Origin of the sequence: Nocardia sp. NPDC050412, from assembly GCF_044458825.1 — a bacterium.
Taxonomy (GTDB): Bacteria; Actinomycetota; Actinomycetes; order Mycobacteriales; family Mycobacteriaceae; genus Nocardia.
Genome location: NZ_JBITIJ010000009.1, coordinates 322,936 through 342,306, shown reverse-complemented (window position 1 = coordinate 342,306; position 19,371 = coordinate 322,936). Strand labels below are relative to the sequence as shown.

General features: G+C 66.7%; 21 protein-coding genes. 12 read left to right on the top strand and 9 right to left on the bottom strand.

All coding sequences use genetic code 11. From position 1 onward, the window contains the following. Window positions 1–342 precede the first annotated feature (342 nt). From ACIBI6_RS26120 to ACIBI6_RS26105, 4 genes are all read left to right on the top strand, one after another. A complete protein-coding gene (locus tag ACIBI6_RS26120; RefSeq protein WP_364342425.1) occupies window positions 343–1,491 on the top strand; it encodes an amidohydrolase family protein in 1,149 nt (382 codons plus the stop codon). A gap of 70 nt (window positions 1,492–1,561) precedes the next feature. Further along, window positions 1,562–1,771 (top strand): hypothetical protein, encoded by a 210-nt coding sequence (locus ACIBI6_RS26115; RefSeq protein ID WP_364342428.1) that lies wholly within the window; start codon window positions 1,562–1,564, stop codon window positions 1,769–1,771. A 58-nt stretch (window positions 1,772–1,829) separates the two neighbouring features. Further along, entirely contained in the window at window positions 1,830–2,642 is an 813-nt protein-coding gene (locus tag ACIBI6_RS26110) for a mycofactocin-coupled SDR family oxidoreductase (RefSeq protein WP_396958185.1), read from the top strand. 255 nt (window positions 2,643–2,897) lie between these two features. Beyond that, window positions 2,898–3,086: a ferredoxin gene (locus ACIBI6_RS26105; protein ID WP_357465927.1), complete on the top strand. Its 189-nt coding sequence runs from the start codon at window positions 2,898–2,900 to the stop codon at window positions 3,084–3,086. A gap of 94 nt (window positions 3,087–3,180) precedes the next feature. Here ACIBI6_RS26105 and ACIBI6_RS26100 read toward each other — a convergent pair whose 3' ends face one another. Further along, complete coding sequence (locus ACIBI6_RS26100) at window positions 3,181–3,825, bottom strand: response regulator transcription factor (RefSeq protein ID WP_364342439.1); 645 nt, start codon at window positions 3,823–3,825, stop codon at window positions 3,181–3,183. Further along, a complete protein-coding gene (locus ACIBI6_RS26095) occupies window positions 3,813–4,982 on the bottom strand; it encodes a histidine kinase (RefSeq protein ID WP_396958184.1) in 1,170 nt (389 codons plus the stop codon). The genes ACIBI6_RS26100 and ACIBI6_RS26095 overlap by 13 nt, the downstream gene beginning before the upstream one ends. A gap of 167 nt (window positions 4,983–5,149) precedes the next feature. Here ACIBI6_RS26095 and ACIBI6_RS26090 point away from each other — a divergent pair, with 167 nt between their 5' ends. Genes ACIBI6_RS26090 through ACIBI6_RS26080 form a run of 3 tightly spaced genes read left to right on the top strand, consistent with a single transcriptional unit; the run spans window position 5,150 to window position 6,812 of the window. Continuing rightward, window positions 5,150–5,362: a hypothetical protein gene (locus ACIBI6_RS26090; protein ID WP_396958183.1), complete on the top strand. Its 213-nt coding sequence runs from the start codon at window positions 5,150–5,152 to the stop codon at window positions 5,360–5,362. A gap of 34 nt (window positions 5,363–5,396) precedes the next feature. Then, on the top strand, window positions 5,397–6,584 hold the full coding sequence (locus ACIBI6_RS26085) for an NAD(P)/FAD-dependent oxidoreductase (protein ID WP_396958182.1): 1,188 nt from the start codon (window positions 5,397–5,399) through the stop codon (window positions 6,582–6,584). Between the two features lie 33 nt (window positions 6,585–6,617). Then, a complete protein-coding gene (locus ACIBI6_RS26080; protein ID WP_063038717.1) occupies window positions 6,618–6,812 on the top strand; it encodes a ferredoxin in 195 nt (64 codons plus the stop codon). A gap of 117 nt (window positions 6,813–6,929) precedes the next feature. Here ACIBI6_RS26080 and ACIBI6_RS26075 read toward each other — a convergent pair whose 3' ends face one another. From ACIBI6_RS26075 to ACIBI6_RS26060, 4 genes are read right to left on the bottom strand one after another with little or no spacing between them, the layout of a single operon-like run. Beyond that, window positions 6,930–7,910 (bottom strand): NADPH:quinone oxidoreductase family protein, encoded by a 981-nt coding sequence (locus tag ACIBI6_RS26075; protein WP_396958181.1) that lies wholly within the window; start codon window positions 7,908–7,910, stop codon window positions 6,930–6,932. After that, entirely contained in the window at window positions 7,907–9,124 is a 1,218-nt protein-coding gene (locus ACIBI6_RS26070; protein ID WP_396958180.1) for an acyl-CoA dehydrogenase family protein, read from the bottom strand. The genes ACIBI6_RS26075 and ACIBI6_RS26070 overlap by 4 nt, the downstream gene beginning before the upstream one ends. Before the next feature lie 33 nt (window positions 9,125–9,157). After that, window positions 9,158–9,925 carry an SDR family NAD(P)-dependent oxidoreductase gene (locus ACIBI6_RS26065; RefSeq protein ID WP_396958179.1) on the bottom strand — a complete coding sequence of 256 codons (768 nt, stop codon included), beginning with the start codon at window positions 9,923–9,925 and terminating at the stop codon, window positions 9,158–9,160. Between the two features lie 10 nt (window positions 9,926–9,935). Continuing rightward, complete coding sequence (locus ACIBI6_RS26060; RefSeq protein WP_396958178.1) at window positions 9,936–11,084, bottom strand: acyl-CoA dehydrogenase family protein; 1,149 nt, start codon at window positions 11,082–11,084, stop codon at window positions 9,936–9,938. A gap of 165 nt (window positions 11,085–11,249) precedes the next feature. Between ACIBI6_RS26060 and ACIBI6_RS26055 the strand changes: the two genes are divergently transcribed. Genes ACIBI6_RS26055 through ACIBI6_RS26040 form a run of 4 tightly spaced genes read left to right on the top strand, consistent with a single transcriptional unit; the run spans window position 11,250 to window position 16,034 of the window. Next, window positions 11,250–12,014 carry a crotonase/enoyl-CoA hydratase family protein gene (locus ACIBI6_RS26055; RefSeq protein ID WP_396958177.1) on the top strand — a complete coding sequence of 255 codons (765 nt, stop codon included), beginning with the start codon at window positions 11,250–11,252 and terminating at the stop codon, window positions 12,012–12,014. Next, window positions 12,014–13,198 carry a CaiB/BaiF CoA transferase family protein gene (locus tag ACIBI6_RS26050; RefSeq protein ID WP_396958176.1) on the top strand — a complete coding sequence of 395 codons (1,185 nt, stop codon included), beginning with the start codon at window positions 12,014–12,016 and terminating at the stop codon, window positions 13,196–13,198. The genes ACIBI6_RS26055 and ACIBI6_RS26050 overlap by 1 nt, the downstream gene beginning before the upstream one ends. Before the next feature lie 11 nt (window positions 13,199–13,209). Beyond that, window positions 13,210–14,355: a thiolase family protein gene (locus ACIBI6_RS26045; protein WP_396958175.1), complete on the top strand. Its 1,146-nt coding sequence runs from the start codon at window positions 13,210–13,212 to the stop codon at window positions 14,353–14,355. 20 nt (window positions 14,356–14,375) lie between these two features. Then, window positions 14,376–16,034, top strand: a complete 1,659-nt coding sequence (locus ACIBI6_RS26040; RefSeq protein WP_396958174.1) for a thiolase C-terminal domain-containing protein — start codon at window positions 14,376–14,378, stop codon at window positions 16,032–16,034. Between the two features lie 150 nt (window positions 16,035–16,184). Here ACIBI6_RS26040 and ACIBI6_RS26035 read toward each other — a convergent pair whose 3' ends face one another. From ACIBI6_RS26035 to ACIBI6_RS26025, 3 genes are all read right to left on the bottom strand, one after another. Beyond that, window positions 16,185–16,343, bottom strand: a complete 159-nt coding sequence (locus ACIBI6_RS26035; protein WP_396958173.1) for a hypothetical protein — start codon at window positions 16,341–16,343, stop codon at window positions 16,185–16,187. Between the two features lie 100 nt (window positions 16,344–16,443). Then, window positions 16,444–17,955, bottom strand: a complete 1,512-nt coding sequence (locus tag ACIBI6_RS26030) for an acyl-CoA synthetase (RefSeq protein ID WP_396958172.1) — start codon at window positions 17,953–17,955, stop codon at window positions 16,444–16,446. 247 nt (window positions 17,956–18,202) lie between these two features. Beyond that, complete coding sequence (locus tag ACIBI6_RS26025; RefSeq protein ID WP_396958171.1) at window positions 18,203–18,838, bottom strand: TetR/AcrR family transcriptional regulator; 636 nt, start codon at window positions 18,836–18,838, stop codon at window positions 18,203–18,205. 109 nt (window positions 18,839–18,947) lie between these two features. On the opposite strand from ACIBI6_RS26025, the gene ACIBI6_RS26020 reads away from it, so the two are divergent. Beyond that, on the top strand, window positions 18,948–19,319 hold the full coding sequence (locus ACIBI6_RS26020; protein WP_396958170.1) for a DoxX family protein: 372 nt from the start codon (window positions 18,948–18,950) through the stop codon (window positions 19,317–19,319). Window positions 19,320–19,371: the final 52 nt, after the last annotated feature.

Below are 19,371 nucleotides of genomic sequence, written 5' to 3'. Positions count from 1 at the left end.
TTCCATCGACTCTGGCGGCACGGCGGGACACTCGAATGCGGGCGCGGATCCACTCCGGCGCTGCCGTGGACACGGCGCGGCCGCGCGATCCCGGCGAGCTGGTGCCATGAGCATAGTTAGTTGGACTGTAAATGGGTAGACTGAATATTGCTTGATTAGTTGACGAAGGCACAGTTTCCGCTGAGTGAGAAGTAATCAGGTGTACACAATAAGCGGAGTGATATAGAGTTTGTGTGCCAGCACACAGCTGGCTTCGGCTCTGCGCTGCGTATGTCGAGGGCGGAGCAAGCCCCATTTGCGGGACTGCTCCGGCGCGCCGCGATCTGGACGAGGGAGCACAAGATGCCATTGCAGCCATGGATGAAGCTGCTGTCGACCGATGACCACCTGATCGAGCCCCCACGGCTGTGGGTGGACCGGTTGCCCGCGAAGTACCGGGAGGCCGGTCCGCGAATCGTGGAGCAGGATCGGGAGGGCTACGCCGCACCCGCGGAGGTGTGGACCTACGAGGGCCGCGTGTACCCCTACATCGGACTGAATGCCGTCGCGGGTAAGAATCCCGAGGAGTTCGGCACCGAACCGACCCGCTACGACGAGATGATCCCGGGCTGCTATGACCCGAAGGCCAGACTGCGCGATATGGACCTCGACGGCGTCTGGGGCGCGCTGTGCTTTCCCTCCTTCCCGCGCTTCGCGGGCACGGTATTCCTGGAGAGCCAGGACAAGGAACTCGCGTTGCTGTCTGTGCGGGCGTGGAACGACTTCGTGCTCGACGAGTGGTGCGCGGCCGGTCCGGCCGACCGCCTGATCCCGCTGAGCATTCTGCCGCTGTGGGATGTGCAGGCCTGTGTCGCGGAGATCCACCGGGTCGCCGCCAAGGGCTCGAAGGCGATCTCCTTCCCGGAGAATCCGGCGCCGCTGGGGTTGCCGTCGTTCTACAGCGATCATTGGGACCCGATGTTCTCCGCGCTCGAGGAGACCGATATGCCGCTGTGCCTGCACTTCGGCACCTCGGGCAAACCGCCGAAGACCTCAGAGGAGGCTCCGTTCGCGGTGACCATCTCGCTGTTCGGCTGCAACTCCATGTTCGCCACCGCGGACCTGTTGTTCTCGCCGGTGTTCCATCGGCACCCCAAGTTGAAGGTCGGCTTATCCGAGGGCGGCATCGGCTGGATGCCGTACATGTTGGAGCGGATGGACGGCACCTGGGAGCGGCATCGCTTCTACCAGAACATCAATCAGGACATTCGGCCCTCGGACCTGTTCAAGAAGCACTTCCACGGCTGCTTCATCGATGACCGGTTCGGCATCGAGGTGCGCCACCACATCGGGGTCGAGCGCATCACCTGGGAATGCGATTACCCGCACTCCGACTCGTACTGGCCCAAGAGCCGTGCCTACGCGGCCGAGGTACTGGCCGATGTACCGGACGACGAGGTACACCAGATGGTCGAACTGAACACCCGTCGGCTCTACAACCTTCCGGCATGAGCGATCAGCCCCGGAGGCGGCGGCGCCGCGTAGCCACACAGGGCCCCGATCATGCCGCAGGAGGTACCGCATGAGCCGCAAGCCCGAGTCCGAGCGCTCCGACTGGACGGAACTGGATCTGCTGACCCGCGAGGAGGCCTACGGCCGCCTGCAGGAGGAGATCGGCGAGGTCGAGGCGCGGCTGCCCGAACTCGGTGCGGCCGACGCCGCCGAGCGTGAGTTGCTCGAAACCCGGCTCCGCGCGCTGCGCGAGGCAGCCGCCGATCTGCTCGGCCGCTGACCCCTCACGTCGGTCAGCGGCACGGAAAGCATTGCACAACAATGGAACTGAGGTTGGTATGGGGCGTGTAGAGGGCAAGGTCGCACTCATCACCGGAGCTGGGCGCGGCCAGGGCCGCTCGCATGCGGTGCGGCTGGCGGAAGAGGGGGCCGCCGTCGTGATCACCGATGTCTGCCAGGAGATCAGCAAGGCGCTGCCCTATCCGCTGGCGACGAAGGAACAGCTCGAGGAGACCGCGAAGCTGGTCGAGGCCGTCGGCGGGCGGTGCGTCGTAGTCCAGGCCGACGTGCGCTCGCTCAGCGATATGCGGGCCGCGGTGGACGCGGCGACGGCCGAATTCGGTCACCTCGACACGATTGTCGCCAATGCCGGGGTGATGAGTGCCGGTCGCGCCTGGGAATTGTCCGAGGAGGAGTGGGACGTCACGATGGACGTCAACCTCAAGGGCGTGTGGAATACCGTGCGTGCCGCGATACCCGGCATGATCGCTGCCGATGCGGGCGGATCCATCGTCATCACCAGCTCGGCCGCGGGTATCCGGGGCCATGTCCCCTACGCCCACTACGTGGCGAGCAAGCACGGTGTGGTCGGCCTGATGAAGGCGCTGTCCAATGAGCTTGCCAAACACCGGATTCGGGTGAACACCGTGCATCCCACCGGCGTCAGCGATACCGGCATCACGGTCGGCGTGCCGATGGAGGAACTGAAGGAACGCGAGCCACTGTTCGCGCTGGCCGCGATGAATACGCTGCACACCCACGTCGAGCCACGGGATATCTCGAATGCCGTGCTGTTCCTCGCTTCCGACGAAGCGCGCTACGTGACGGGACTGCAATTCACCGTCGACGCGGGTTCGACCACCAAGCCATGAGCGAGCGAACAACCGACACAGCCACGTTCGTGGTCGTGACGCAGCCGAGCGGCAGCGCGGCGCGGTCATGACTACGCTCCCGACGATCGGATTCCCGGGGCGACGGCGCGTCAGGTGGTGCGCGCCTATGCCGAGCCCGTCATCACGGCGGGCGCACGCGCCGACGGCGATGTTGGTGACGGAACTGCTGACCATCGCCTACGCCGGGCCGATGAATCTCGGCGAAATCTCTACTCTCGAGAACGGAGTTGTTCGATGAAGATCACGATCGACAGTTCGCTGTGTTCCGGACACGCCCGGTGCGCGGCCGCGGCCCCGGAGTTGTTCGAACTCGATGACGACGGCTACGCCCTGCCGTTCGAAGGCGAAGTGCCCGCGGATCTGGAGAATGCGGCGCGCGAGGGTGAAATGGCCTGTCCGGAGCGCGCGATCACCATCGAGTAACACCGTTCATCCCCAACAGCCCGAACTCAACGCCTCGTCGAGAACCTGCCCGCAGGTCTCTGGACGGGGCGCTCGTGCTCGACCACCCCCGCCGCTAGGCGTTATTGAGGTAGGCGAGTACCGCAAGCACCCGGCGATGTCCGCTATCTGTCGTCGGCAGCCCGAGTTTCTGGAAGACATTGCCGATGTGCTTGCTGACCGCGCGTTCGGTGACAACGAGTGTTTCCGCGATCGTGGCGTTGTCGTGCCCGGCCGCCATCAATTCGAGTACTTCGCGCTCCCGTGGCGTCAGCGAGTCCAGGGGTGAATTCCGGCGGCGGGTGAGCAGTTGACTCACCACCTCGGGGTCGAGCGCGGTGCCGCCGCCCGCGACCCGCTCCAGCGCCTCCAGGAATTCGTCGACCCGACCCACCCGGTCCTTGAGCAGATAGCCGACCCCACTGGCTCCGCCGCCGAGCAATTCGGCGGCATAGGACTCCTCGACGTACTGCGAGAGCACGAGCACCGGCAATCCAGGCAACTCCTTGCGTGCGGCCAGCGCCGCCCGCAGACCCTCGTCCCGGAAGGCCGGCGGCAGCCGGACATCGAGCACCGCGATATCCGGACGGTGAGTGAGCAATGCGGGCACAATCTCCGGTCCGCTGCCCACCACGGCCACGACCTCGTGTCCGGCCGAGGTCAGCAATAGGACGAGTCCTTCCCGTAGCAGGGCATTGTCCTCGGCCATCACCACGCGCACGGCAAATCCACCTCGATTTCGGTCGGACCCCCGACGGGGCTGGTCACAGTAAAGGTCCCATCGAGTGCGGCGACCCGACGTTGTATGCCGAGCACACCGGACCCCTCGGAACCGTTGCCCCGCAACATATCCTCGACTCCACCCTTACCCTCGTCACGCACGACCACGCGTAATCCATTGTGTATCCGCATGATTCGCACATCGGCCCGCTCGGACCCGCTGTGCTTGGCCGCATTGGTCAATGCCTCGGCGACGACGAAGTAGGCCGCCGCCTCTACCGCCGCCGGGGCGCGCGGACCCTGCGACACCTCGTCCACGTCCACGGTGACATCGAGACCACTGTCGGTCGCGAGTGCCAGGATCGCACCGGCGAGGCCGCGGTCGGTGAGGATCGGCGGGTGGATCACCCGCACGATGTGGCGCAGTTCGGTCAGCGTCTCCTCGGTGAGTTGCTGTGCCTCGTCGAGCAGTTTGCGCGCGTTCGCGGGATCGCGGTCCATGGCGCGCTTCGCCAGACCGATCCGCATGGACAGCGATACCAACCGCGCCTGCGTGCCGTCGTGCAGATCGCGTTCGATGCGGCGCAATTCGGCGCCGTGTGCGGCGATCGCACTGGTACGGGTCTGCGTCAGCTCGTCGACCCGTGCCGCGAGCCACGCCTTGGGCGGAGGTCGCAGCAGTGAGCGAGACCAATTGGCATCCAGATCGGCTAATCGACCGATCAGCGGTAGTACCAGCGCTTTTCGGCCGAGCACACCGCACCACACCCCGTCGACGGGCAAGCCGATCAGCCACAGCGGTATCGCCAGATAGGCCAGGGCGCCGTAGAAGTAGTAGGCCAGCATCCAGCGCAGGTCGGCGAGCGTCGTCGGGTCGCGCACGACCGCGCGCAGACTCTGCCGCAGCGGGCCGCTGATCGACGAATACGCCTCGGGGACGGCGCGACCGGTCCATGTCGCCACTTGGCGCCGCTTGCTGCCCGCGAACTGGCGCACCAACTGGACCGTCACCGGCACCATCCCGATGCCGACCAGCGACAGCGCACCGGCCAGCGTCAGCAACAGCATGGCAATGAACAGGTACGAGCCGAAGGCCAGCGCCGCGGCATTGGCCAGCTGGGCGGTTGCCCGCGCCGCCTGTCGCACCGTTTTCCGCATGTGACCAGGCTATGCGAAGCGATGCCCGCCGACGGTGTAGCGCGGTACCGCCGAGGGGTGTAGCCAGGTACACCTCGACTTCGGGACCGCACTCCCTCGTTGCGACGAGCCGGAGACGGAATCGTTTACGCCAGACGTTAACCGGCTCCGATCTCGAAGGAATCGACATGAAGTCCGTCCAAACGCGGCTCTCCGCGAAGCCCACCCTCTGGCTGCTGTTCCTGTTCAACCTCGCCATCGCGCTGGCAGTCGGCTTCGAACCGGTGGCCGACAGCCTCGGCCTCGACGGTGTCCAGCAGATCGCCACTTGCGTCGCCATGGGGCTGGTCTCGGTGGGGGCGGGCGCCGCCCTGCTGCGCAGGCGCCTGCAGCTCGTCTGACCCCGACCACCAGACCTACGAAAGAGATTCAGCCATGTATGTACCCGAGAGCGTACTGGTAGTCGGCGCCTCCGCGGCCGGACTGTCCACCGCGGAAGCCTTGCTGCGCAATGGATATCAGGGCAGCGTCACCATCCTCGGCGCCGAGCCCGAACTTCCCTACGACCGGCCGCCGCTGTCCAAGCAGATTCTGGCGGGCGCCTGGGAACCCGAGAAGGCCCAACTGCGCCCCACCACACATCTGGCCGCGATGCCGATGGATCTGGTCCTCGGCGAGACCGCGGTCGCCCTCGACCCGGTGAACCACATCGTGCACGCCGAATCCGGGCTGGCCGTACAGGCCGACGCCGTCGTGATCGCCACCGGGGTGCACGCCCGCACACTGCCCGGCGCGGACGGCCTGGCCGGTGTGCACGTGCTGCGCAATCTCGCGGACGCGGTCGCCCTGCGCGCGGATCTGCTGCGCGCCACTCGGCTCGTGGTGGTCGGTGAAGGCGTACTCGGCTCCGAAATCGCCGCCACCGCACGGACTATGGGCCTGGACGTCACCGTGGTCGGCCCCCTGTTGGCGCCGATGGCCGGACAACTCGGTCCGGTGATCGCACCCCTGCTCGGCGATCTGCACACCGAACGCGGGGTGCGGATGCGGCTCGGCACCGGAGTCAGCGGATTCATCCACGACGGCGGCCGGGTCGGTGGGGTGCGGCTGGATACCGGGGAGGAACTGCCCGCCGATGTCGTCGTGGTCGCGGTCGGCGCGGTCCCGGCGACCGAATGGCTGACCGACAGCGGACTGACGCTGGACAACGGCGTGGTGTGCGACTCCTATTGCCGTGCGGCCCAAGGTATTTACGCCGCGGGGGATGTCGCCCGCTGGTATGACGACCACGTGGGCGGCCTGGTCCGGATGGAGAACCGCACCAACGCCACCGAACAGGCCGCAGCGGTCGCCGCCAATCTGCTCGGCGCCGAACAGTCCTACACCCCGATCCCCTACTTCTGGACCGATCAGTTCGACACCAAGATCCAGGTCCACGGCACCCTCCCGACCGGAGCGGAGGTCGAGATCGTGAACGGTTCCACCGACGAGCGCAGATTCGTCGCCCGTTACACCCTCGAGGGTCGAGTCACCGGCGTCGTCGGCTGGAACATGCCCAAACAGACCCGCCTGCGCAGGCAGGAAATCGTCGAGGCCCGGTCGGCCGCGACCAGCCGGGCCTGACAAACGTCGGCGCTAACAAACAAGGAGTCCCCCATGAAAGTCACCATCGACGAAGACAAGTGCGTCGCCTGCGGACAGTGCGTGGCCGTCGCCCCCGATGTCTTCGACCAGCGCGACGAGGACGGCATCGTCATCCTGCTCGACGCGAACCCACCCGAGGATCAGGCCGCCGATGTCCGGGAAGCCGCCGCGGTCTGCCCGGCGCTGGTCATCACCATCCAGGAATAACCGTCCGCGAAAGCAAACCCGGCGATGAATGCCATCGCCGATATCGTGGAATCCAGCCGCCCGCACAGCGTGACCGCTTCGACGGTGGCGGCACCGCCACCATGGTGGTGGTGCCGCTCAGGTGGCAGTCATATCGAGGACGATCTTTCCGGTGGTGCGGCGTTCGGCAACGTCGGTCAATGCGGTGGCGATTTCGGCGAGCGGATGGACCTGGGAGACGAGCGGACGCATCCCGTCACGAACCATCGCGGCCAGCGCACGATCACCGGCTGCTACGGCATCTTTGGCGTACTGGCGCAACATCCGGATCTCGAAGCCTCGTACGGTCGCTTCTTTGAGCAGTACGAGATTCAGCGGAATGCTGGGAATCTTCCCGTCGGCATACCCGACCGTGACGAATCGGCCGCCGCGCCGCAGTCCGCGCAGGGCGGCCTCCGAGTAGTCGCCGCCCACCGGATCGATCACCAGGTGGACGCCTTCGCCGCCGGTGACTTCGCGCAACCGCTTCTTCAGATCCTCACGGACATAATCGATTCCGGCCTCGGCGCCGAGCTTGCGCGTGACCACGAGCCGGTCCTCGCTCGACGCGGCCGCGATGACGTGTAGTCCCAACCGGGTGCCGACATCGACCGCGGCCGAGCCGACCCCGCCCGCCGCGCCGAGCACCACCGCCCACTCCCCCGCTTTCCCCTCGCCGATGGTGACCAGCGAGTGGTAGGCGGTCGCGTAGGTGACGTGAAACGCGGCGGCGTGCACCATATCGAGACCGTCCGGAATCGGGCGCAAACCCGCGGCGGGCACCACGATCTGTTCGGCGAACGCACCGGTAAGCGCGGCTCCGGCCACCGGCGAACCCACCGGCGGACCCGTCACTCCGGGCCCCAAAGCCGTTATGACACCCGCGAATTCACTGCCGGGTGTGAAAGGCAGCGGTGCCGATACCTGATATCGGTTCGCGATGACCAGCACATCCGGGTAGTTGACCGCAGCGGCATGTACCCGGATCAGCACTTCGCCGGGACCGGGCTGAGGATCGTCGAGCTCGACGACCGACAGTCCAGCGGGCGCACCGTATTCGGTGCAGCGCGCCGCCCTCATCGAGTCCGCCCAACCGACGGCATCGCCGGATCGCGTGGCAGGCCGAGCACCTGTTCGGCGATGGTATTGCGTTGGATCTCGGCGGTTCCCGCACCGATCGTCGAGGCCCGGGTGCGCAGAAAGCCCCACACCCAGCGACCCCGCTGCACGGCGTGCGGATCGCGCCGACCGAGCACACCGTAGGCGCCGAGCATATCGACGGCGAATTCGTGCAGGTCCTGTTCGAAGGTCACGATGAACAATCGCGATGTCGATGATGCGGGCCCCGGCTCTCCCTTGGCCATGATGTCGGCGATCGTGCGCATGCCGGTCAGCCGCATGATCGACACCCGAATCTCGAAGTCCGCCAACCGATCACGCACCAGCGGATCCGCGGTCACACCGCGCTCACGCGCCAGCTCGATCAGCTCGTCGAGTACGCGCCGGTACAGAGCGGCCTGATTCATCGCCCCGGCCGCGCGCTCATGACCCAGGCTGGTGCGCACCAGCGGCCACCCGCCGTTCTCCGTGCCGATCCGATTGGCGACCGACACCCGCACATCGCTGAAGAAGATCTCGCAGAAGTGTGCGTCGCCGGTCAGGTCACGAAGCGGTCGCACACTCACGCCGGGTGCGTGCGCATCGATCAGCAGATAGCTGATCCCCTCCTGCCGCGATCCCGGCGGACCGGTGCGGACCAGGGTGAAGATGATGTCGGCGATATCGGCCGCGCTGTTCCACACCTTCTGCCCGTTGACCACATACTCCGCGTCGGGGTCGTCGGGACCGCCACCCTCGAGCCGCGCCGTGGTGCGCAGCGCGGGCAGATCCGATCCGGCACCCGGCTCGGAATACCCCTGCGCCCAAACCATATCGCCGCGCAGCATCGGAGCCAGGAAGCGCTGCTTCTGCTCGGCCGTGCCGTATTTGATGATCGTCGGCGCGGCGATGCCCAGACCGGTGCCCAGCGGGCCAGGCACCCGTGCCCGCGCGTACTCCTCCTGGTAGATCACCTGACGCCCGAAGCTCAGCCCCATCCCACCGTATTCCCGCGGCCAGCTCGGACCGGCGTATCCGGCGTCGAAAAGCGTTGCCAACCAGGCCTTCTGCCAGGCCAGTCGCTCGGCCGGATCCTTGGGTCGACGACCGGGATGATGGTCGGTCAGGAACGCCCGCAGGCGTGCCCGGAACTGCTCATCGGTCTCGACCTGCTCCTCGCTGAACGTGAGAGTCACCTGGCTCCTCCATGGTTGCGATCGGTGCGGCGCTCAGCGCGGCGCCATGCGGATGGCGCCGTCGAGCCGGATGGTCTGGCCGTTGAGGTAGGGGTTCTCCAGCATCTCGATGGCCAGGCGGGCGTAGTCGTCGCCATCACCGAGGCGCTTGGGATGCGGCACGGTGGCAGCCAGGCTTTCGCGGATGTCCTCGCGCAGCCGGGCGAGCATGGGGGTGTCCATGATGCCAGGCGCGATGGTGTTCACCCGGATCTGCCAGCTGGCCAGATCGCGGGCAGCGACCAAGGTGATGCCGTGCACGCCCGCCTTGGATGCGGTGTAGGAGGTCTGTCCGATCTGGCCGTCGAATGCGGCGACCGATGCGGTGAGGACGATGGAACCGCGGTCGCCGTCGACGATCTCGTTCGCCGCCATGCGGGCGGCGGCCAAGCGCAGCACGTTGTAGCTGCCGATCAGGTTGATCCGCACGACCTCGGCGAAGGTCGCGAGGTCGCCCGGGGTGCGGTCGCGGTCGATGATCCGGACCCGGTCGCCGCCGCGCCCGGCGCAGTGCACGACGAAACGCAGCGGACCGCTGTTTTCGGCGGCATCGAGGGCGGCGGAGATCTCGGCCTCGTCGGTCACATCCGCGCGAACGAACTGTGCCGCGTCGCCGAGTTCGGCGACGGCCTTGGCGCCCTGCTCCTCGGAGATGTCGGCGAGGACGACGCGGCCGCCGCGGTCGATGATCCGACGCGCGGTGGCCAGGCCGAGCCCGGAGGCGCCACCGGTGACCAGTGCCGAGGAACCGTCGATGTGCATACCAAACTCCTTATAAGCCAAGGGATTTACTGATGATGGTCTTCATGACCTCGCTGGTGCCGCCATAGATGCGGCTCACCCGGGCGTCGGCGTAGAGCCGGGCGATCGGGGATTCGAGGATGTAGCCGTAGCCGCCGTGCAGTTGCAGGCAGCGGTCGACCACCCGGCCTTGCATCTCGGTGCAGAACAGCTTGGTCTTGGCCGCGTCGACGGGACTCAATTCGCCGGCGACCAATGCCGTGACGGCCGCGTCGAGCATGGTCTGGGCGGCCTCGACTTCGGCGGCGATGGCCGCGAGTTCGAATTTGGTGTTCTGGAAGTGCGCTACCGGTTTACCGAATACGGTCCGGTCCCGCACGTAGGTGATGGTCATTTCGAGCGCGGCCCGGGCCTGCGCGACCGCACCGACCGAGATGGCCAGCCGCTCCTGCGCCAGATTGCGGCCGAGGTAGGAGAACGCCTCGCCTTCCGCGCCGAGCAGATTGGCAACGGGGACGCGCACATCGGCGAAAGACAGCTCGACGGTGTCCTGCACGGTGAGACCGAGTTTGTCGAGTTTGCGCCCGACGGTGAAGCCCGCCATCCCCTTCTCCACCACCAGCAGGGAAAGGCCCGCGCGGCGATTGTCCGGATCGGTGCTGGTCCGTGCGACGACGATAACCAGGTCGGCATGGTACCCACCGGTAATGAAGGTCTTGGCTCCGTTGAGAACGTAGTGGCCGCCATCGCGGACCGCCTTGGTCGCGACGCCCGCCAGATCCGAACCGGTCCCGGGTTCGCTCATCGCGATCGCGGTGTAGAGCGCACCCGAGGCCAGGCCCGGGAACCAGCGGGACCGCTGGGGGTCGTCGGCCAGGCCGAGGAAGTACGGGACGACGATGTCGAGATGGGTACGCAGGCCGCCGAGCGTCACACCCGCCCGCGCGCACTCTTCCTGGAGCACCACGTTGTAGCGGTAGTCGTCCTGACCGCCGCCGCCGAATTCCTCGGGAACGGCGGTGCCGATGATGCCGAGCTTGCCCAGCGAGGTGAACAGTTCGCGGGGGACCAGGCCCGCCTCGCGCCACTGCTCGTACTCCGGGACCACCTCGCGGGCGAGGTAATCGCGGACCAGGAGGCGGAAGTCCTCGTGATCCTGGGTGAACAGCGTCCGGCGCATCCGGTTACCTCCTCGTAGCGAGCGCGTCGCCATGGCCGCCAAGGGCCGCCGCGACGAATTCAGTATACGCATTCATTCGGAAAATTAGCCAAATTAAGTATACTGTTCTGAATCGACGGGCCCGAGAGCGGCGCCGATCGACGGCCAGTGCGCGAAGGAGAAGATGTGTCGGACGAAGTGCTTGTGGAGCGCCGGGGCGCGGTCCAGGTCATAACGATTAATCGCCCGGCGGCGAAGAACGCGCTCAACGCCGGGGTCGCGGCCGGGGTGGCGGCCGCAGTCGATGAGCTCGACCAGTCCGACGAGCTATGGGCAGGCGTGCTCACCGGCGCCGGAGGAACTTTCTCGTCCGGAATGGATTTGAAGGCGTGGCTGCGCGGTGAGAGTCCCGCGATCGAAGGCCGCGGCCTGTGCGGGATCACGATGACGCCGCCGCGCAAACCGCTGATCGCGGCGGTCGAGGGTTGGGCCGTGGCCGGTGGCTTCGAACTGCTACTGGCCTGCGATCTCGTGGTCGCGGCCCGCACCGCGCGGGTGGGCGTGCCCGAGGTGAAGCGGTCGCTGGTCGCCCGTGGCGGCGCCGCCTTGCTGCTGCCCCGGCGAGTGCCGTTCGCGATCGCATTGGAGTTGCTGCTGACCGGTGATCCGATCGGCGCCGAGCGAGCGGCCGAGATCGGCCTGGTCAATCGGCTCACCGAGGAGGGCGCCGCGCTGGAGGGTGCGCTGGCGCTCGCCGAAACGATCACGGCGAATGGACCTTTGGCCGTCGCGGCGACCAAGCAGATCGCCCGTTCCAGCGCCGACTGGACGCTGGAGGAGGGCTGGGCCGCACAGGTCGCGATCGCGCAGCCGGTGTTCTCCTCTGCCGATGCCGTAGAAGGCGCCACCGCCTTCGCCGAAAAGAGGGCACCGATCTGGAAAGGTCGCTGATGACCGGCGGACCGCTGGCGGGGTGCCGGGTGGTCGAGCTCGGCGGCATCGGTCCCGGCCCCTTCGCTGGCATGTTCCTCGCCGATCTCGGTGCCGAGGTCGTCCGGGTGGATCGACCGGAACGCGCCGATGAGCGGGACGCGAGCGGCCCGACCAATGTGACCGATCGCGGGAAGCGTTCTGTGGTACTCGATCTCAAGCATCCGTCGGGTCCGGCCGCGCTGCTCGACCTGATCGAACGTGCCGACGTCCTGATCGAAGGATTTCGTCCCGGCGTCACCGAGCGTCTCGGTATCGGGCCGCACGAATGCCTGGCTCGCAATCCCCGGCTGGTGTACGGCCGGATGACCGGATGGGGCCAGGACGGCCCGCTGGCCGCCGCGGCCGGGCACGATATCGGGTATATCGCCCTCACGGGCGCGCTTAGTGCGATCGGATCAGCGGGCGGACCACCGCAGATCCCACTCAATCTGGTCGGCGATTTCGGAGGCGGCGGTTGCTATCTGGTTATCGGGGTGCTCGCCGCGCTGTATGCCGTCGAGCGGACCGGCCGCGGCCAAGTCGTCGATGCGGCGATCGTGGATGGCACCGCGCATCTGCTCGCGAGCACCTTCGCCAAACTCGCGCGCGGCGCGTGGACCGACGAGCGCGGGGTCAACCAACTCGACGGTGGTTGGCCATTCTATTCCGTCTACGAGACCAAAGACGGTCGGCACATGGCGGTCGGTGCGCTGGAGGCGAAGTTCTACCGGCAGCTGATCGAACTGCTCGACCTCGATGTCGATCCAGCACAACAGCACGACCGGTCGACCTGGCCGAAGCTGCGAAGTATGTTGGCCGAACGATTCGCCGAACGCACCCGCGACGAATGGGCCCAGTTGTTCGAAGGGACCGACGCCTGCGTCGCGCCCGTACTCGGTCTCACCGAGGCAGCAGCACATCCGCATCTGGCCGCGCGCGGGAGTGTGATCACTCGAGACGGTGTGGTCCAACCCGCTGCGGCGCCGCGGTTTTCGGCCACCCCGGCGCGACCAGGCGCTACCGCACCGACCATCGGCGCCGACACCCGCGCGGTATTCCAGGATTGGGGCATCGGCAGCGGCGACGAGCTCGTCCACAGCGGTGCCGCCAGGCAGGCAACCAACACCACACCGGGTCGCCACCGTGCCGACCCACAGGACTGAGGAGGTCCACCATGAGAGACGCCGTCATCGTCGATGCGGTCCGCACCCCGATCGGTAAACGCAACGGCACCCTCGGGCCGGTGCACGCGGCCGATCTGTCCGCGAAGGTACTCAATGCGCTGGTGGAGCGCACCGGAATCGATCCTGCCATCGTGGACGATGTGGTCTGGGGCTGTGTTACCCAGATCGGTGACCAGTCGAGCAATATCGGGCGGTTCGCGGTACTCGCGGCCGGGTGGCCGGAACACGTGCCCGGTGTGACGATCAACCGGGCCTGTGGTTCCAGCCAGCAGGCCATCGACTCCGCGGCGCACGCCGTCATGGCCGGGCAGTACGACCTCGTGGTCGCCGGTGGTGTGGAGACGATGACCCGGGTTCCGCTCGGCTCGCACCGGACCACCGGACAGCCTTACGGTCCCGCGGTGCTGGCCCGCTATGACAACTTCGACTTCAACCAGGGCATCGGCGCCGAGTTGATGGTCGAACGGTGGGGCTTCACCCGAACCCAGCTCGACGAGTTCGCTGCGCAATCGCATGCCAAGGCGGCCGCGGCGATCGACGACGGTGTGTTCGACGACCACATCGTGCCGATCGAGGTCGACGGCACCAAATTCACCGTGGACGAAGGACTGCGCCGGGGCACCACGGCGGAGAAGCTGGCCGGGCTGAAGCCATCGTTCAAGCCCGACGGCGTGATCCACGCGGGCAATTCATCCCAGATCGCCGACGGTGCGGCCGCGCTGCTCATCACGACCTCCGAAAAGGCCCGCGAATTGGGGCTCACCCCGATCGCGCGTTACCACTCCGGCGCGGTCAGCGGCGCCGACCCGATCCTGATGCTGACCGGACCGATCCCGGCGACCGAGAAGGTGCTGCGCAAGGCCGGACTGTCCATCGACGATATCGGTGCGTTCGAGGTCAACGAGGCGTTCGCGCCGGTGCCACTGGCCTGGCTCGCCGAAACCGGCGCCGATGCCGAAAAGCTCAATCCGCTCGGCGGCGCGATCGGCGTCGGCCACCCGCTCGGCGGTTCGGGTGCCATTCTGATGACGCGGCTGCTGGCTCAGCTGCGGCGCGAGAACCTGCGGTACGGATTGCAGACCATGTGCGAGGGCGGCGGCACCGCCAACGCGACCATTATCGAACTGCTGCACTGAAATTCGAGGAATCCGACATCATGACGTCCGCCCCGGATCGCCCGCTTCCGCAACCGACACTCGCGAGCGCCGAGTTCTGGCGATCCGGTGCCGACGGCGTGCTCAGGATTTCGCACTGCGCCGACTGCGGGCGGTTCTTCCATCCGCCGATGCCGGTGTGCCTGTCCTGCCGCGGCCGCGCGGTGTCGCTCGCGCCGACTTCCGGGAAAGCCGTGGTCGTCGGGTTCAGCGTGAACCATCAGACGTGGTTGCCGAAGTTCCCGCCGCCCTATGTGGTTGCGGTGGTCGCGCTCGTCGAGGACGATCGGGCGCGGCTGACCACCAATATCGTCGGATGCGAGCCGACCGAAGTGCATATCGGCATGCGCGTGCGCGTGCGTTTCGAACCGGTCGATGATCTGTACCTTCCGCTGTTCGAGCCGGACCCGGAAACCGAAGCGACCGAAGGGCTCGGGCCGCTGCCCGAGCCGCGCGAGGTCCGAAATGCGCTGCGGCCCATGGCTTCCACACGTAAGTACGAGGACAAGGTCGCACTCACCGGAGTCGGGCAATCACAAGTGGGTCGACGGCTCATGGTCGACCCGATCTCGCTGACCGTCGACGCTTGCCTGGCCGCAGTGGCGGACGCCGGGCTCGACCTGAGCGAGATCGATGGACTGTCCACCTATCCGGGAGCGGTCCCCGGCGGGATGAGCGAAGGCGGAATCACTGCCCTGACCGAGGCATTGCAATTGACTCCGACCTGGGTCAACGGCGCGCGCGAGGTGCCGGGGCAGATCGGCTCCATCACCGCCGCCATGCTCGCGGTCGCGGCCGGGCTGTGTCGGCATGTGCTGTGCTTCCGCACGGTTTGGGAGTCCTCGCACAGTGCGCTGCTGCGGTCGGGTGAATGGCATCCCGACGGCGGACGCGCGAGCGGGATGATGGAGTTCCGGGCCCCATTCGGGGCCATGTCGGCGGCGCAGTGGATCGGCTGCAACGCCTCGCACTACATGCACCGATACGCTGTCGGACGCGACGCGCTCGGCGCCATCGCGGTCACCGCACGCGCGGGCGCGGTCCGCAACCCGGAGGCCCTCTACCGCGACCCGCTCACCATCGACGACTACTTCAATGCCCGCATGGTGACCACGCCCTTCGGGCTCTACGACTGCGATGTGCCGTGCGACGGCGCGATCGCGGTCGTGGTCTCGGCGATCGAAACCGCCGACGACCGCCCGCACCCACCGGTGCTGGTCGAGGCCGTCGGCACCGCGATCCTGGAGCGGCTCAGCTGGGACCAGGACACCCTGACCCACACCCCACAGTCCCGCGGCCCGTCGGCCCACCTCTGGACCCGCACCGACCTGACCCCCGTCGACGTAGACGTCGCCCTCCTCTACGACGGCTTCACCTTCAACGCGCTGTCCTGGATCGAGGGCCTCGGCTTCTGCGGCCCCGGCGAGGCAACCGATTTCATCGCAGGCGGCAAGACCATCGCCCTCGACGGCCCCCTCCCCCTCAACCCCCACGGCGGACAACTCTCAGCCGGACGTCTCCACGGCTACGGCTTCGTCCGCGAGGCCATGCTGCAACTGCGCGGCGACGCCAGCGGCCGTCAGGTCGAAGACGCTGGAGTCGCGGTAGTTACCGCTGGAGGCGGCGTCCCTTCCGGAGCAATGCTTTTGAAGCGGGCGTAATTGGCGGCACCACCGGTGGATTACGGCGTCGCCGCGGCCCCCGCGAGGGTCCTGGTTCCAGTTGTCGTGGTTGTTGCCATCGGACCCTGGTCACCTATTTGTGCCACCATCGTTGATCACCTCCTGCCCAATGTCGTTGCCGCCCGGGCATCACATGCCGCCCACAGGCAGCGACGGTGACGGGATCGCCCAACGCGCGTAAGTGTTTTCGGGCGAAGTCGTGATCACGTCGCGCACTTTCACCAACTCCTCCGGCACCGTCCCGCCGAAATGGTCGGCACTGGGCACGATCACCGCGTCGATATCCATCTGCCGAACCACGATCCTTTGCCGCACAAGCCGTCTACGGCGAACACGCCCGCACGCTGATCACCACCGCGCTCGAACAGCGTCGAGGCTAGGGCCTGGCCTAGTCCTCGTATGCCTTCATAAGTTCGCGGCGCAGGATCTTGCCGCTGGGCAGGCGGGGGACGAGTTCGAAGGAGACCGATTTCGGGCATTTGTAGTGGCCGAGATGGTCGCGGCAGTAGTCGATCAGGGCGGCCGCTAGCTCCGGGCCTGGGGTAGCGCGGTCGGCGGGCTGGACGACGGCGTGGACGCGTTGGCCGAATTCTGGGTCGGGGATGCCGATTACGGCTACGTCGTCGACTGCGGGATGCAGGGTCAGGGTGTCCTCGATCTCTCGGGGGTAGATATTGACTCCGCCGGAGAGGATCAGATCTGTGCGTCGACCGGACAGGTAGAGGTAGCCCTCCTCATCCACATATCCGAGGTCGCCGAGGGTGTTCCAGCCTTTGGCGTTGTATGCGCTCGCCGTCTTGTGCGGGTCGCGGTGGTAGGAGAATTGCCCGGCGTCGCCGAACCAGATGGTTCCGATCTCGCCCGGCTTCAGCTCATTGCCTTCGTCGTCGCAGATGTGCGGGACACCGCGCAGCGGTTTGCCGATCGAGCCCTTGTGGGTCAACCATGCCGGGGTGTCGATCATGCAGAATCCGGTGCCCTCGGTGCCGCCGTAGAACTCCACCAGCTTCGGACCGAACCACTCGATCATCTGCTCTTTCACTTCAACTGGGCATTGGGCGGCAGAGTGCACGACGGCGCGCAGTCCGGATACGTCGTAGCGCGCCCGCACCGCTTCGGGGAGTTTGAGCATGCGCACGAACATGGTCGGCACGAACTGGCCGTGGGTCACGCCATGACGTTCGATCAACCGCAATGCGTGCTCGGCGTCGAATTTCTCCATCACCACCGCTGTTCCGCCGTTGCGGATCGTGCCGATGGTCCAGGCAAGCGGTGCGGCGTGATAGAGCGGGCCGGGACTGAGATAGACGGTGTCGCGGTCGAAGCCGAAGGCGGCGGCCATCCGATGGTCGATCGGCAGGCCCGCGCCGAACGGCAGCCCGGAGATCTCGGGCAGGATCCCCTTCGGTCGGCCGGTTGTGCCGGACGAGTACAACATGTAGTAGCCCTCGGACTCGTCCTCGATCGGATCGGTCGAACAGCCCGCGATCGCGTGGTCGAGGCTTTCCACCCGGGAACCGTCGCCAGTGACGATCCGCTCGAGGCCGGGCAGGGCACGGCCGATTGCCGCGGCCGTATCCTCCAGGGCGCGCGCGGACAACAGAATGCGGGCTTCGCAGTTCTCGACGATGTAGATCGCCTCGGACTCGGACAGATGCCAATTCACCGGCGTGTAGAACAGCCCCGACCGCTGGGCGGCGAACACGATCGGGAACACGTCGATCGTGTTGTCGAACAACAAGGCGATGTGGTCGCCCGTGCGCAACCCCCGCGCCCGCAGCATTCGCACGATCTGGTTCGACCTGGCTTCGAGCTCGCGGAAGGTCAGTGTCTCACCCGAACCGCCCATGATGATCGCGGGCTTATCCGCCAGCTCCGCCGCCAGTGTTGTGAGCTGCATCGCTCGCTCCTGATAGTTCGATTCCGTTGTCCCGGTTCAGCTTTGCCGCACCCTTGATCCAGCGTGGTCACCTGGACCGGGCAGTCGATACCGTGCGACAGTAGTTTCGTCACCGGTGCGGCGAAGTCCGACCGGAATTACCTGCGGTGCAGTGGTTTCGTAGAGCGTTAGCACCGCGTGGCTCGCCACCCGCGAAATTAGAGTATCCTTAATTGACACTTTGCATCAAGGATCGCCGGGAATCCGGCTATCGAATCACCCTGGCGTCCATCTGGTTCGGGGTGACGATTCGTTCGACCAGTCGCTCCCAACCATCAGCCAATTGCTTTCGCGCGTGGGCGGCATCGGCCGCGGTCGTGGCATGCAGGTAGAGCAGGACGGGCGCTTCCAAGGCCGCGGTCAACTGAATGGCGAGGACATCAGTGTCCGGAATGTCCACGCGCGCCTGGTTCAGCAGCATGCGGACGTGGAATTGGGAGATGGTGGCCGCTCCGACCGGGATCGGCTGATTGGCGTCCAGGGATGCGCGGGCGATCGCGATATGGTCGAACAGGAAGTCCAGGCGGGCTCGGCCGTAGGCGATCAATCGCTGGATCGGGTCGGCGCCGGGGCCCAGTGGTGGTGGGCCCGACAGTACCGATTGCTGGAAGGCTTTTTCGTCCCCGTCCATCAGGGCGTGGAAGATGCCCGCCTTGGTCCGGAATCGACGGAATACCGTGCCCTTGCCGAGTCCGGCACGTTCGGCCAATCCATCCATCGTGACTTTTTCGACGCCGAGTTCATCGACCAACTGGCGCGCCACATCCAGCAGATGTCGTCGATTACGTGCGGCATCGCCGCGTTCGTTACGCGGCGGGCCCAGGTGTAGCGCGGTCGGTTCCACGAGTTCCAAGTTACCGCCGGGAATGAAAGCGGGGTAAAGTCCGCTTTCGAATCTGTTCGCGTTCGCCCGCTCACCGCCCTCCGGTCGAGCGATTGACTAGGAGTTCTCGATGAACGTCTTCCTCTGGATCCTGCAGGGCCTGTTGGCCGTGGTCTTGGTGGCCGCCGGCGCCGGGAAACTCGCCCAGCCGCGCGAAAAACTCGCCGCCAAAATGTCCTGGGTCGAGAGCTTCACCGACCAGCAGGTGAAGGCGGTCGGCGCGGTCGAGGTGGTGGGCGGACTCGGCCTCGTGCTGCCCGCGCTCACCGGGATCCTCCCGGCACTCACCCCGATCGCCGCGGTCGGCGTCGCGATCATCATGATCGGCGCCGCCCTGACGCACGCGCGCCGCAGCGAATGGGCCGAAATCGCGCCCAGCGTGGTGCTTTTCGTACTCGCCGCGGTGATCGCGTGGGGCCGGTTCGGCCCTTACTCGTTCTGACGCCACACGTTCCGGCCGCCCGCCCTGAATAGCGGGCGGCCGCGCACCCGGT